The sequence below is a fragment of the Streptomyces sp. NPDC045026 genome (assembly GCF_056432625.1).
On record NZ_JBWKIS010000057.1, the window covers coordinates 1 to 13668 of the forward strand.

Genomic DNA, 13668 nt, shown 5'->3' on the forward strand with positions numbered 1-13668 from the left:
GTGGACGCCCGGTGCGTCGGCGTCGGTCGGAGTAGTCCCACTCCTTGGCGATCAGCCTGCGGTGCCAGGCCAGTAGCGTCCCCGGCGTGACCGCGGAGACGCTGCTCCAGCAGCGGCGCGGTATCAGCGACGACAGCGCGGCCAGCCAGAACCGGTCCGCGGGCTCGTAGCGGACCGGACCGTTGAGTTGTCGTCGCAACACCGAGTTTTCGTGCTGCAGCACCAGCAGTTCGGCGTCCTTGGCCGTGTCCCGGCGCAGCAGGACCGCGGGTATGGACAGCAGCGCCCGGGTGGCCCGGTACAGCATCGAGATGATCACACGCGCAGCATCCCAGCCACCGCGGAGGGCCTGGCACGTAGGCTCCCACCTGCAGCGATGACTTTACGAGCCCCACAGTGTCAGTCGAACGCAGTAGCCAGGAGCGTTCGCCACCGGTGAGCGACGGCAGATGTGTGGCCATGGTGCGGGCGTCCGTCTGCAGGGCCCGTACGACCGCTTCGGGCGTCAGCCGTGGCCAGAGGGACTCCACCACACGGTCGGCGTGGGTCTCCCCGCTCGTGAAAGTGCCGACCACGGACGGGATTCCCCTCACGGTCACGTGCCGGGTCCTCCAACTCGCCAGACAGCCCTACTACCGCTGGCTCGACCGGCCGGTGGCCGATGCGGTGCTCGAGGCCGACGAGATCCTCGAAGGGCCGGCCGTCCCGCACACCCGTACCGGCAAGAAGCTGGAGATGCCGGTGAAGTGCCTGCTCCAGAGTGCCCCGGTCGAGCAGGTTGTCCACGCGGCCGCCGTGTGGACGTCCCGGATCTCATCGACTACTACGCCCGTCTGGGTGCCGAACGAGGGGGCTGGGCCTGACAGCTCGCGGGGCCTGCCGGTCGGCGTAATGTCGACAGTGTGGACTTCACGGCTGACAGTCTTGTGTCCCGTGTCGCGCGTGAGCTTGGCCCGAGAACGGACGAGCTGGTCGCCGACGTGGAAGCATGCCTGCGCGGTGAGGTTCCCGAACTTTGGGACGACCCGGATCTCGCCCGTATGACGTACGAGAACATCAGCGAACACGTCATCGGCGTGCTGGCCGGCCTCGAGTACGGCATCGAGCCGGGCGAGATCGAACCGCCGGCTGCCGATGTGGAACGCGTATGTCGGCTGGCGCGGCGCGGCACGCCCCTCAGCGCGTTGCTGCGGGCGCACCGGCTCGCGCAGGGCGTCCTACTCGACAGGCTGCTCGCGGAAGTGCCCCTGCTGACCAACGATGCCGAGCTGATCAGCGCCGCATCGCGCCAGCTGCTGGCAACGGCCACCGGATACTTGGACCGCACCTCCGAGCAGGACGTCATGGTGTTCCAGGAGGAGCGGGACCGCCGACTGCAGTGGCGGCTGTCCGTGGTGAACGAGGCCGGCATACGCGTCGGGACCACCCTGGACATCGCTCGCACCACCCAGGAGCTGGCAGACCTCGCCGCCGACCACCTCGCCGACCTTGTCACCGTCGACCTGCTCGACTCTGTGGTCCACGGGGACGACATGCGGACGCCGGGCCCGTTCCTCCTGCACCGGCTTGCCCAGGCGGCGGTGGCGGAAGGCGGGCCGGAGCCGACGATTCGGTCGGGGGAGGTCCATATCTGTCCGGAGGGATCGCCTTCGGCCCGCGCCCTGGCCACCGGACAGCCCTCCCGGCGCACGGCGGCGCCAACGGATCCGACCGACGCCGCCGGGGCCCCTCGCGTCCGCTCCACACTGGTCGTGCCGCTGAGTGCGCGCAGCACGACCCTCGGTGTCGCGCAGTTCTCCCGTCATCGCAACGCCGACTTCTTCGACGACGAGGATCTGCTGCTCGCCCAGGAGGTCGCGGCGAGGGCCGCGGTGGCCGTCGACAACGCCCGCCGCTACACCCACGCCCGTGACACCGCCCTCGCTCTCCAGCGCAGTCTGCTCCCACGGCGTATGCCGGAGCAGTCCGCCGTCGAGGTTGCCTCCCGTTACCTGCCCGCCGGTTCCCAGGCCGGCGTGGGCGGCGACTGGTACGACGTTATCCCGCTGTCTGGTGCCCGGGTCGCGCTGGTGGTGGGCGATGTGGTCGGCCACGGCATCCAGGCCGCCGCCACGATGGGCCGCCTGCGGACGGCGGTCCGCACCCTCGCCGACATCGACCTGCCTCCCGACGAGCTGCTGACACACCTGGACGACGTCGTCCTCCGGTTGTCCGCCGATGCCTCGGCCGACTCGGACACGGAAGCGGCAGGGGACACCGGTGCCACGTGCCTGTACGCCGTCTACGACCCCGTCGCCGGGCGCTGCTCCTTGGCACGCGCGGGGCATGCGCCGCCCGCCGTGGTGGCCCGTGACAGAACCGTCGACCTCCTCGATCTGCCGCCCGGCCCGCCGCTGGGCCTGGGCGGCCTGCCGTTCGAGGCGGCGGAGGTCGACCTGCCCGAAGGCAGCCTGCTGGCCCTGTACACCGACGGCCTGATCGAAGCCCGTGACCGCGACGTCGAGGCGGGCCTTACCCTGTTGCGCCACGCTCTCGCGCAACCCTCCGACTCCTTGGAGGCTGCCTGCGACGCCGTGCTCGAAGCCCTGCTGTCCGCCGAACGACCCCACGACGACGTTGCCCTGTTGCTCGCTCGCACGCGCACCCTTGGGGACCGCCAGGTCGCCGCCTGGGACCTGGACGCCGACCCGGCAGCCGTCGCCGGGGCTCGTTCGAGCGTCGCCCGGCAGCTGACCGCCTGGGACCTGGAGGAACTCGACTTCACCGCCGAACTGGTGGTCAGTGAACTGGTCACCAACGCCATCCGCTACGGCAAGCCCCCCATCCGGTTGCGCCTCATCCGCGACCGCGCCCTCCTGTGCGAGGTGTCCGACGACAGCAGCACGACCCCCCACCTGCGCCGGGCCCGCGACTTCGACGAGGGAGGGCGCGGCCTGCTCCTCGTCGCCCAGCTCGCCGAGCACTGGGGAACCCGCCACGCCCGGCACGGCAAGACGGTCTGGGCTGAGCTGAGCGAGAACGAACACCCGGACTTCCCGGATCTGGCCGTCCTTCAGCCGGCGCCGGGCTGAACGAGCTTTAGGAGGGGACGGGCCGCGGCCTATCTGTCCAGGCCAATCTGCCGGGAAATGGGTCTGCCCGCTCGTGAAAGTGCCGACCACGGAGGGGCTTCCCGTCACGGTCACGTGCCGGGTCCTCCCACTCGCTGGACAGCCCTACTACCGTCGGGTCGACCGGCCGGTGGCCGATGCCGTGTTCGAGGAGGCTCATCGCACAAACGCGTTGTTCGATGCCCCTCGTGAGGATTCGATTCGGAGTTCGGCTTCTGCTTCCTGGCCGATGAGGCCTGCGGCTCGGGATCCCCGTCGGCTAGATGCGGTTGCTGTAATGAGGCGGCGTACCGCCCCTGGGCCGCCGTGCCGAGTTGTTGCCATCGTCCAGCCACGGCGGCCAGGGTTCTGTGCCGTCTGAGAGGGCGTGAGCGGGTCAGGAGAGCCAGTCAGTGTAGCGGGTGGGGGCGAGGTGGGCGTTCTTGTCGGTGAGGACGTCGCCCTTGACGGCGGCGAACATGCCGGCGGTGGGGTCGGTGACGACGGTGCGGTTGTCGCCCTTGTGGGACAGGGTGATGCGGCCCAGTTCGTCCAGGGTGAAGACATCGGGACCGCCGATGTTGCGGATGCCGTTCAGCGGGGCGCCCGCGGCGACCTCCGCCACTGCGCCGGCCACGTCCTTGGCGGCGATCGGCTGGATCGGCGTGGCGGGCAGCCGGACGGTGTCGCCGTCGGCGGTCCAGGACAGGACGGCGTCCATGAACTCCATGAACTGCGTCGCCCGGACGATCGAGTACGGGATCTGCCCGTTCGCGAGGAGGTGCTCCTGGAGCGTCTTGGCCCGGTAGTAGTCCAGCTCCGGCACCTGGTCCGTGCCGACGATCGAGAGGATGACGAAGTGGCCGACGCCGCCCTTGCGGGCCGCGGCCAGAAGGTTGTCCATCGAGGTCTGGAAGAAGGCCGGGGAGGCTTCGTCGAAGGTCGGGGAGTTCGTCAGGTTGACGACGACGTCGGCTCCTGCAACCGCCTCTTCCAGCCCCTGGCCGCTGATGACGTCGACTCCACTGGACTTCGAGTGCGGTACCGCCTCGTGCCCGGCGGCGTTCAGGTTCTTGACGACCTGGGATCCGATCAGCCCGGTACCGCCGATGACTGCGAACTTCATGACATGCCTTTCGTCAGGGGTATGTGCGCAATATGGCACATGAGTAACTATTTGGGCGTGGCCAGAAACAACGCCTATATCGGCTGAGGGGCGGGCGGCGTCCACAGGCCGTCGACGAATGTGACCGTCTCGTCGAGCGGCGCCCGGCCCGTACGGGCGTCACTCACCGTGACATCCTCGAATCCGATCGACATGCCGCAGAAGAGCATGAGCTCGTCCGGGGGTGACAGGACCTCCGCGACGGTCCTGTGGAACTTCGCCCATGCCATCTGCGGGCAACTGTTCAGCCCTTCAGCACGGAGCAGCAGCATGACGGTCTGCAGATACATGCCGACATCGGCCCATTGGGCGGGGCCCATGTCGCGGTCGATGTAGCAGAACAGCGCGGCGGGCGCACCGAAGCAATCCCAGTTCGCGGAAGCGGCCCGCTGGCGCGCCTCCAGGTCCTCGCGCGCGATGCCGAGTGCACCGTAGCGCTGCTCACCAAAGGCGGACCGGCGCTCGTGGTACGGGGACTTCAAGGCGAGGGGGTACTGCTCGTACTCCGGCTCGTCCCAGGGATCGCCCGCGGCCAGGCGCTCGCCGGCACGCTTCTTTAGTTCGGCCAGCGGCCCGCCGGTCAGCACGTAGGCGTGCCACGGCTGGATGTTCGACCCGGACGGCGACCAGGCCGCGGCCGACAGCACGCGGTTCAGCACCTCCCTCGGGACCTCCCGGTCGGTGAACCCGCGCACCGCCCGTCGGCTCGTGACTGCCTCGTAGACATCCATGACCGCTCGTCTCCCCGTCTGCTCGACGCATTCGCCTCTGTTACTAACGAGATAGTATCACTCAATACCATCTCGTGTTTGACTATCTCCGAGCACGAATCCTCAGCCCCTGGCTCCCCGCCTCGGGCACTGCACTTTGGAGAAGCCCATGGCTACGCTGCTGCACATCGACTCGTCCGTGTTGCCCGGCGAGGTGTCCTTGTCCCGTTCGGTCACGGCCGCCTTCCGTAAGACCTGGGAGGAGCAGCACCCGGAGGGCACGGTGATCTACCGCGATCTCGCGGCCAACCCTGTCCCGCACATCACCGCCGTCGCATGGTCCGCCGGTTACGTGGCCCCGTCCGAGCGCACCCCTGAGCAGTCGGCCGCGTTCGCCGCGCGCGTGAAGCTCATCGAGGAGCTGGAGGAGGCGGACGCCGTCCTGATCGGCGCCCCGATGTACAACTTCTCGATTCCCTCGACCCTCAAGGCGTGGCTGGACAGCGTGCTCCTGCTCGGCCGCACGGCGGGTGAGACACCCTCTGCCCAGGGCACCCCGGTTGTCGTCGTCGCCAGCCGCGGCGGCTCCTACGCGCCGGGCACCCCGCGCGAGGGCTACGAGTTCGTACAGAACTATCTGGAGGCCGTTCTTAAGGGCACCCTCGGCCTGGACCTCGACTTCATCGTCCCGGAACTCACCATGGCCCCACGTAATGCGGCCATGGCAGACCTGATTCCCCTCTACGAAGCTTCCCGCAAGCGCGCCTTCGAGGACGCGACCATCAAGGCCAAGGAACTCGCGGAGAGCATCGCCGCATAACCCGCCAGGCACCAGTCGCCGTGTGACGCCTCGCCCCAGGACGTCACACGGCGACCTCGGCGTCTGCGCCCTCTCCGATGGTGCCTATGGAGCTGTGTACCTCGGGGCAGATGGCCCGGTGCTGGGCGCGGCCGGGGGCTCGGCCTGTCAGCGGGGAGCGCATCGAGACAGCGCAGATGCGTAGGGTGAAGAACACGCCGACCAGGCATGCGGCGCGGCAGCCGCACGGGCGACTCGACCCCGTCGGCGACGAAGCCCCGAGAGCCGCCTGCAGTCAGGGCGGATGCATAGCGATGGCCGCAGCCCTCAAGGCTGGGGTCGCCACGGGAGCCGTACGAAAGGAAGGGTGCCGGCGTGGCAGGCGACCGGTGCGCGCGGCCGCCCTTACGCCTCGTCGTCTGCGGGATAGGCGAACCTGGTCAGCAGATCCCTCAACTGCTCGGGCTCGCCGGCCCTCAGTTCGCCAACCAGGCGCTCAGCCAGCGGCTCCGCCGCCACGTGTGCCGCATCGAAAAGCTCGACGCCCTGAGGTGTGATCTCCACTGCCCGCGCCCGCCGGTCCCCGGGAACGGTCTTGCGTACGGCCAGCCCCATGCGCTCCAGATCGTCCACGACCCGCATGATTCCCGCCTTGTCCGACCCTGTCGCCGTCGCCAGGTCCCGCTGCACTGTGGGCCCGCGGTTGACCAGAGCGATCAGCACGGCGAAATGCCGCAACTCGATACCGAGCGGCCGGAGCGCCTCCCCCATCACGGCAGCCGCGCGCCAGTGTGCCCGGCGCAGCAGCAAGCCGAGAGCGAACGGCGATTCATCCCCAGGGCGGTCGGTCGCGCGCGAGGTGGTGGCTTGGTGAGGAACGTCGGCGGCCATAAGGGAAACTTTACCAGCTGTCCACTCATTCGATACGGTATCGTTTGAAACTAAATATGACTCCGTCTGCCGGGACTGCCCGCGCGAGCGGGTACCCGAGCCAACCGCCCGCCGTCGCCGCGCCCTGGTAATACCGGAGCCGGCCCGGCTGCGCGACCGGGCGCTGACCAGTTTGAGGTTCGGCATCGCGGGACGCAACGAGGAGATGAGCGAACTCAACGACTCGTACATCCAGTTGGTAGCCGAGGGCCTGGAGGTGCACGTGCCCAGCGTCAAGGGCCGCCTCGCCCGGGATGTCGTCCCGGGGTCGATGCCTACTGCGTGGAGAATCTTCCAGTCTGTGGACGGGGCGATCGGGTAGCCGCGACGGGCGAGTTCGCCCTGGATGCGACGGTGGCCCCAGGCGCTGTTCTCCCGGGCCAGGCGCAGGATGAGCTGCTTGACGGCGGGCGCGGTGGAGGGTCTGCCGGGGGCGGCGGTCCCGGGTGAACGTCCAATTGGTGGCGATGAGTTGGCTGTGTCAGGCCAGCAGTGTGGTGGGGGTGAGTGTGAAGGCCTGGGGCCAGCGCTTGCGCGGGACGAACCGCGAGTGCGTGGCGAGCCGGATCCGGTCTGCGGGCTCGTAGCGGACCCGGGCTATCTGACGGCGCAGCACCGCGTTCTCGTGCCGTAACGCGAGAAGTCCTGCGTTCTTGGCCACGCGGCTGCGCAGTGCGGCTGTGGGCACCGTGATCAGATTCCCTATGAGCGCGGTGGCGGTGGCGGTGGCGGTGGCGGTGGCGGTGGACAACGGTATCGAAGGATCGTCGCAGATGCTGTGCGGGCCGGTCTTCTGGTCTGGGAACTGCCAGGTCGGGCTTCGAATCGTGTTTTCGAGCGGCATAGGCGCGACCCGGCTCTTGGTCTCGCCCATCCCGGTCGGCGGTCCGGTCATGTGATGACCTGTTGGACGTGGATTGGTGCGCTGTGGCGTCCGGCACGCTGGAGTTGAGGCCCTGGGCGTGACGTGTGACGTGCGGCCAGTCGCATATGCATCCGCGTAAATCCGGTGAAGGGTTAACGCGTGGCGTGTTCGCATTCACTGCTTCTTCACGGGAGGTAATGCGGGCATTGGGCGGGGGAGGTCCCATCTCACACGGCGGATGGGTTCAAGGGTGAGGGAATGAAACGGCGCATTAACTGATGCGTAGCCGCGGGGAATCCTCGCGTCGATCCACTCCTTGGCATCGCCGTCGACGTATGGCCCGCATGACTCCCCGTGTCCCTCATGCGGGCCATACGTGCTCCCCGGGCGATCCATGAGCAAGCCCCAGCGCAATTCCCCGTGCAAGTCCCCGTGCAGTTGTCTGGAGGATCCATGTCCTTCTTCGCCAGGGCTTCCTGGCCGGGAGATCACCGTGACGAGGTCGTCGCCGGTGCGCTCGCCGCCGCTGTGATCGTCGTCCTCGGATACGCCTCCGGGATCGGCGCCCCCGCACCTCAGAGTGTGGACACCGCCGCTCCGCCTGCCGCCACCGCTCCAGCGGATCCGCCCGCGTCGAACACTCCCGGCTCCGCCGAGCCGCCCGCCACTTCCGCGGACGCGGGTGCTGGTGCGGGGGCCGGGTCGGGGGTCCTGCCCGTGGGCGACGCACCCCCAGTGGCTGGCGGAACGGGAGCAAGTGGGCACGGTGGGCACAACGGCAAGGGGGGTGCAGGGGATTCGACGGGGCCTTCCCGAACGCCCCCGGAATCGCCGTCTCCGAGTCCGTCGCCCGCGCCGGGTGAATCGTGTGACGACGATCAGGTGCGGCTTGTGCAGCCTTTGCTCAGCGGCGCGAACGATGCGGTAACCGGCCTCCTGGACGGATTGCCGGTCGCCGCTTCTCCCTCTCTTTCGCCGTCGGCGTCTACGTCATCCATGCCATCTATGTCTGATGGGGCCCTCTGTCTTGGCGTAACGCCCTCGATTTCCCTCCCTTCAGGGCTGGCGCCATGAGAACTCGCCTGTTCCTCACGGGTGTTCTGGCTCTCGTGACTCTGCTGCTCTCCGCGCCGTCCGCGTCCGCGCATACGGAACTGGACTCCTCATCGCCGAAGGGCGGAGCGCATCTGGCGCGAACCCCGCGCACGGTGAAGCTCACCTTCAGCGAGCGGGTCGACCCCGCCGACGTACATGTCACGGCGCACGGCAAGCGGCTGCCCGCTGAGCCAGCGGCCACCGGCAAGCCCGACACTGTTGTCGTCCGTGTCCCGAAAGGGTCCGGCGATACCCGCCTGAATCTGAATTGGCATGTACGCGACATAGAGGACGGCCATCCGACCTCCGGCACGCTCACCTTCCGCATCGGCAACGGCGGCTCCGGCGCGAGCGCACCGCGCGCGGACACGGGCCACGCCGCGGTCGCCCCCTCCGCGACCGTGCGCAACGCCTGGGCCGTCTCCCGTTGGGTGGGCTATCTGGCGCTCGCGCTGTTCGTCGGAGGGCTCGGGTTCCTCGCGATGCTGTGGCCGCAAGGCACCGAAGACCGCAGGACTCGCCGCATCCTGGCCGCGTCCTGGGTGTGCGGGCTCGCCGCCACGGTGGTGGGTGCCGGGTTGCAAGGCGCGTACGGGGCGATGGGTTCGCTCGGTGACGTACTCCGACTGTCCACGTACATCGACCTGTTGGGCAGCGGCGACGTCGGCATCGTGCTGGCCTGCCGGGCCCTGATGTGGCTGCTGGCCGCCGTCGTCCTGGCCGCACTGTTGCAGGGTGGCGAGCGGGCCGCGCGGTCGCCCGGCTGGCGCGTCGGCGCGGGTGTCGTGTGCCTCGGTCTGCTGCGTACGACCGGCATGGCGGGCCACAACTCGCAGGGCACGCACCCTGGTTGGGGCCAGGTCGCCGATCTGGTCCATCTGCTCGGCATATCTCTGTGGCTGGGCGGACTCACACTGCTGCTGCTCGGCGTCCTGCCGCGCCGCCGCCCCGAAGAGCTGTCCGCCGCCGTCTCCGGCTACTCCACCCTCGCGGGCGTATCCGTGGCGGCGATCGTGGCGACCGGAGCCGTACTGGCCTGGCATGTGGTGGGTTCCTTCAGTGCCCTCTTCGCCACCGGCTACGGACGCCTGCTGCTGATCAAACTCGCCGTCCTGGCCGTGGTGTTGCTCATCGCGCAGCGCAGCCGGAGGTGGGTGCGCACCCGGCTCGACATCGCCGTACTGCTGCACGGGGATCGCGCCACCGTGCGGCCCTTCGTCCACTCGGTCGCGGCCGAGACGGGGCTCGTCCTCGTCGTCCTGGCCGCGACGAGTCTGCTGGTCACGGCCGCTCCCGGCCGCTGACCGGTTGCACCACCCGGCACACCCTTCCTTTAAGGAGACGCACGACTATGCGTACTGACGAATCCGCCGCCCCCGGCGAGCGGCGACAGGCACGACAGGGGTTGCCGCCGCGGCGCGGCAACCGGGCGCTGCTGGCGGCCGGCCTGGGCGCGGCCGTTGCCGCCGTGGGCTGTCTGGGGCTCCTCCAGACGGCGAGCGGCGCACCGGCCGCCACCACGGCGGCGCCGGCGGCCGAGGCCCACTCGATGGCACAGGCCGAGCCGGCGGCCGCGAAGGCCGCCGACCACACCGTGAAGATCACCGGCATGAAGTTCGCGACGCCGAAGCTCACCGTGAAGGTCGGCGAGACCGTGAAGTGGGTCAACGAGGACACCGCTCCGCACACGGTCACCACCACCAGCGGGCCCGCGAAGCTGGACTCGGGCACGCTGCAGAAGGGCGACAGCTGGTCGTACACCTTCACCAAGGCCGGAACGTACGAGTACTACTGCGCCGTGCACCCGGACATGAAGGCGTCCATCACGGTCGTCGCCGACAACTCCGGTGGCACGGGAGGTGGTTCGGGTTCCGGTGGTTCCTCCTCTGGAGGGTCCGGATCGGGCGGCGCTTCCGGGGGGACGTCGGGCGGCAGCTCCGGCGGGAGCGGCGGTGGTTCGACCGGCGGCAGCTCATCCGGCGGCGGCACAGGCGGTGGCCACTCAGGTGGTTCGACCGGCGGTGACGGCGGTGACAGCGGTGGCGACGAGCAGTGCCACAGCGTTCAGCAGGTCCTGATGCCGATCCTGCAGCACATCAACTCGGCCCACCTGGAGGAGTCTCCGGGACAGCAGGTCCAAGACGCGCTGAAACTCGACAGCTACCTGAAGATGCACACCGTGTGGGTCGAGTCGATCCTCACGCCGGCCGTAAACGGCGGCGGCGCGACCCTCGACGACACCCTCTCCGTCCTCCTCCAGCACGTCAACTCCGCCCACCTGGAGGAGTCCCTCGGACAGCAGGTCACGGACATCCTCAACCCCGATCAGTACGTGAAGACGCACACCGTCTGGGCCGAGCACCTGCTCGCCCCGACCCAGAAGTACCTCACCACGTCCTGCTGACCGGACCGACAACGAGACGTGGCGGGCCGGCCGAGTCGCAGTCGGCCGGCCCGCCACCGCCGACATTGTCCCTCATCCATCGAGGTGCTCTCCGTGACCACCAGAACCCTTCCCAACGCCCTCCTCCTGCCCGTCCCCGAGGGCCCCGCGTGGCTTCCCGGGCCCGGCACGTACATGGCCACCGCCGACCGCTGCGTCGTCGAACTCACCGCCCGACTCGGCCCGTTGGTCACCCTGCGCCGCCGCCTCACCGCGGACGAAGCCCTCCTGACCGTCGCGCCCTCCGCCGCCGACTGCGTGCTGGGCGTGAAGCTGACCGGTGCCGCGCTCGGTGGCGAGGCACTCTCCTTCGTCAGCACCGCCGTAGAGCCCGAGGCGGGGGGCTCCCGGCTTCGGCTCCCGGGTGAACTCGCCACGGCCGACACAAGCGTCCCGTCCGTACCGGTGACGCTGACGCTGCGTGTCGTCGAGCGCACCAACGACAGACTCCTCGTCCTCGGCACCACCCGTGTCCCGTACGGCCCGCTGCGCCGTTCCACGGGTTTCACCCTGTCGCGCATCCGCCCCGCAGACCGCCTGCGTCTGCTCGTCGCCGCGGAGTTCACATGCCCCGTCTGACCACGCTCGTACGCGTCGCGCCTGCCACCCTGCTCCTTGGCGGCGTCTTCACGGTCCTCGACGCTCCCTCCGCACACGCCGCCGACCACCAAGTCATCATGTCTGGCTACGCGTTCAGCCCTCGCACGCTCACGATCACCGCCGGCGACACCGTGACCTGGGTCAACCAGGACCCCGCCCCGCACGACGTGAAGACCACCTCGGGCCCCGAGACCGTCCACTCTCCGATGCTCGACAAGGGCGGCGCCTGGAGCCACACCTTCACCGTCGCGGGCCCGTACGGCTACGTCTGCACCGTTCACCCCGGCATGACTGCACAACTCGTGGTCAACGCCGCCGCCCCGCGCAAGCCGACGCCTCAGGCGCCCGCCCACCATCACGACAACCCCGCTGCCAGCACGGTGAGTCCGGCGCGCGAACCGGCCCCGGCCACCTCGTCCGCGCACCCGCACGGCACCAAGTCGGCAGCCGCAGCCGCTCCGACTCCCAGCAGCGCCGCGCCCTCGACGCCCGCTGATCGGGCCGCCCCGGTACAGCCCGCGGCCGCGGCCGACACAGCCGCCGGTTCCGTCCGGCCACTCGATCCCTTGCTCATTCTGGCGGGCGTCGTGGCGGGGGTTGCCGTGTTGTGTCTGCTGCTGGTGGGATCGCGATCCGCGGCCGCCGCGGGGCAGGAGGGTGCGGCCAAGGGCTGACCTCGCCGTTGTCGGCGGTCGGTCGGGGGAGTGGAGGGGCCACCTTGCCCGCCGGGGCGCTGGCTGGAGCGCGGCTGTAGGTGTTCGCAGTGATCGAGCGTGCCGACCGTTGGATTCGGATTGTGGGCGCGACCGTGCACCCGTCGGGAGTCTGGGTGGTGCAGGCCGCGAAGAATCTGGTCATGGACCTGGAGGATGCGAGCTGGCGAGCAAGGTTCTTGATCCGGGACAGGGACGGCAAGTTCCCTGAATGTTCGACGCCATCTTGAGAACGGGTGTGCTTGCTGTCCCGGTCCCGGAGGAGGAAGTGAAGCGAGTCCAATCGGCGTTCCTGCGTCATGGCGGGGTTCCTGGCCTGTTGGACGCTCGACGCGGCAGTGGGGTGGGCGGTGGCGCCGGTGGGGTGGGCGCGGGGGGTGCCGTGTTCGGTGAAGATCAGGGCGTACGGGCGCTTGAGCGAGTTGGTGTCCAGGTGCAGGATGAGCTGCTTGACGGCGGGTGCGGTGGAGGGTCTGCCGGGGCGGTGGTGCCGGGTCAATGTCCGCTACCCATGGGCTCCGACTCAGTCATGTGCGGTGCGCCAGGCGTCACCACGCACGAGACCTCTCCATCTGACCGGCGGGCCGGGCTTGGGCGTAAGTATTGAGATGCGGTGACGACCCAGATCTGGAAGGCGCCGGAGGATGAATCGCCGGAGGAGGCGACAATGGTGGGGGCGACGGTGTTCTCGGATTGCTGAACCTCTTTGCTGCACTCACTACCCGGGTAGGAGATCTCCCTCGACGTTCCAGAGATGGCTTCAATGAGGGGGCTGGATCAAGCGGTTCACTCAGGCCGCGCTGCTGGGCGCCTATCTGGGCGTGGTCGAGCCGGGAGACATCTGGGCCTGCGACCCCATCGAGATCGTGCACCGGCCTGACCACAATATGACCGTCGCGCTCGTCTTCCGCGCGATGACGCTCGAACCGGACCTGCTGCCGCGGCTGCAAGGCCCTGACGCGCCGATCGAGGAGACCAGGGAGCTGGTCCGCAGGCGCACGACCAGGTAGGGATGATCAGGCCGACAGGCTCGCCCCTGCGCCTGCCGGAAACCTCATCCATCGAGGTCAGGCAGCGTCGTGGTACTCGTGGAGGATGCCGCCCAGGCGATCGCGTCTTCGTATGTAGAGGCGATTGAGCTCCTCCGGATCGGCGACCGTCACGGGCAAGGGCAACGTAGCGGGCGGGCGTTCGCAATGCCTTGATGAGGCCGATGGGAGTTGTAGAACTGTTCGAACTCGCGCAAGGCGTGGAGCAGG

Annotated in this window: 11 protein-coding genes and 3 pseudogenes; 9 read left to right on the forward strand and 5 right to left on the reverse strand. The window is 69.1% G+C overall.

Going from position 1 to position 13668, the window contains the following annotated elements:
* Positions 1-319, reverse strand: a pseudogene (locus AC07EJ_RS45670) (integrase core domain-containing protein); the annotation flags it as partial.
* Positions 320-678: 359 nt separating this feature from the next.
* On the opposite strand from AC07EJ_RS45670, the pseudogene AC07EJ_RS45675 reads away from it, so the two are divergent.
* A pseudogene (locus AC07EJ_RS45675) lies at positions 679-863 on the forward strand (hypothetical protein); the annotation flags it as partial.
* Positions 864-902: 39 nt separating this feature from the next.
* The gene (locus tag AC07EJ_RS45680; RefSeq protein WP_478886511.1) at positions 903-3071 is read left to right on the forward strand and encodes an ATP-binding SpoIIE family protein phosphatase; all 2169 of its coding nucleotides are present in this window, start codon (positions 903-905) and stop codon (positions 3069-3071) included.
* A gap of 415 nt (positions 3072-3486) precedes the next feature.
* On the opposite strand, the gene AC07EJ_RS45685 is transcribed toward AC07EJ_RS45680, so the two are convergent.
* Both AC07EJ_RS45685 and AC07EJ_RS45690 read right to left on the reverse strand, forming a co-directional pair.
* Positions 3487-4215: an SDR family oxidoreductase gene (locus AC07EJ_RS45685; RefSeq protein WP_389488500.1), complete on the reverse strand. Its 729-nt coding sequence runs from the start codon at positions 4213-4215 to the stop codon at positions 3487-3489.
* A 74-nt stretch (positions 4216-4289) separates the two neighbouring features.
* Positions 4290-4985, reverse strand: coding sequence for a nitroreductase (locus tag AC07EJ_RS45690; RefSeq protein WP_478886512.1), 696 nt, complete (start codon positions 4983-4985; stop codon positions 4290-4292).
* Positions 4986-5133: 148 nt separating this feature from the next.
* Between AC07EJ_RS45690 and AC07EJ_RS45695 the strand changes: the two genes are divergently transcribed.
* The gene (locus tag AC07EJ_RS45695; protein ID WP_478886513.1) at positions 5134-5784 is read left to right on the forward strand and encodes an FMN-dependent NADH-azoreductase; all 651 of its coding nucleotides are present in this window, start codon (positions 5134-5136) and stop codon (positions 5782-5784) included.
* Between the two features lie 384 nt (positions 5785-6168).
* Here the strand turns inward: AC07EJ_RS45695 and AC07EJ_RS45700 are convergent, their stop codons facing one another.
* Positions 6169-6654 (reverse strand): MarR family winged helix-turn-helix transcriptional regulator, encoded by a 486-nt coding sequence (locus AC07EJ_RS45700; RefSeq protein WP_389488493.1) that lies wholly within the window; start codon positions 6652-6654, stop codon positions 6169-6171.
* 205 nt (positions 6655-6859) lie between these two features.
* Between AC07EJ_RS45700 and AC07EJ_RS45705 the strand changes: the two genes are divergently transcribed.
* Positions 6860-7015, forward strand: coding sequence for a hypothetical protein (locus AC07EJ_RS45705; protein WP_389488491.1), 156 nt, complete (start codon positions 6860-6862; stop codon positions 7013-7015).
* 159 nt (positions 7016-7174) lie between these two features.
* Here AC07EJ_RS45705 and AC07EJ_RS45710 read toward each other — a convergent pair whose 3' ends face one another.
* A complete protein-coding gene (locus AC07EJ_RS45710) occupies positions 7175-7588 on the reverse strand; it encodes a hypothetical protein (RefSeq protein WP_478886514.1) in 414 nt (137 codons plus the stop codon).
* A gap of 1040 nt (positions 7589-8628) precedes the next feature.
* On the opposite strand from AC07EJ_RS45710, the gene AC07EJ_RS45715 reads away from it, so the two are divergent.
* The 5 genes and pseudogenes from AC07EJ_RS45715 to AC07EJ_RS45735 all read left to right on the forward strand — a co-directional run.
* Entirely contained in the window at positions 8629-9957 is a 1329-nt protein-coding gene (locus AC07EJ_RS45715; RefSeq protein ID WP_478886515.1) for a copper resistance CopC/CopD family protein, read from the forward strand.
* Positions 9958-10004: 47 nt separating this feature from the next.
* On the forward strand, positions 10005-11057 hold the full coding sequence (locus tag AC07EJ_RS45720) for a cupredoxin domain-containing protein (RefSeq protein ID WP_389488485.1): 1053 nt from the start codon (positions 10005-10007) through the stop codon (positions 11055-11057).
* A gap of 93 nt (positions 11058-11150) precedes the next feature.
* Positions 11151-11675 carry a hypothetical protein gene (locus AC07EJ_RS45725; RefSeq protein ID WP_389488483.1) on the forward strand — a complete coding sequence of 175 codons (525 nt, stop codon included), beginning with the start codon at positions 11151-11153 and terminating at the stop codon, positions 11673-11675.
* Complete coding sequence (locus AC07EJ_RS45730; protein ID WP_478886516.1) at positions 11663-12370, forward strand: cupredoxin domain-containing protein; 708 nt, start codon at positions 11663-11665, stop codon at positions 12368-12370. Before AC07EJ_RS45725 ends, AC07EJ_RS45730 begins: the two co-directional genes overlap by 13 nt.
* 782 nt (positions 12371-13152) lie before the next feature.
* Positions 13153-13419 (forward strand): annotated as a pseudogene (locus tag AC07EJ_RS45735) (MOSC domain-containing protein); the annotation flags it as partial.
* Positions 13420-13668 lie beyond the last annotated feature (249 nt).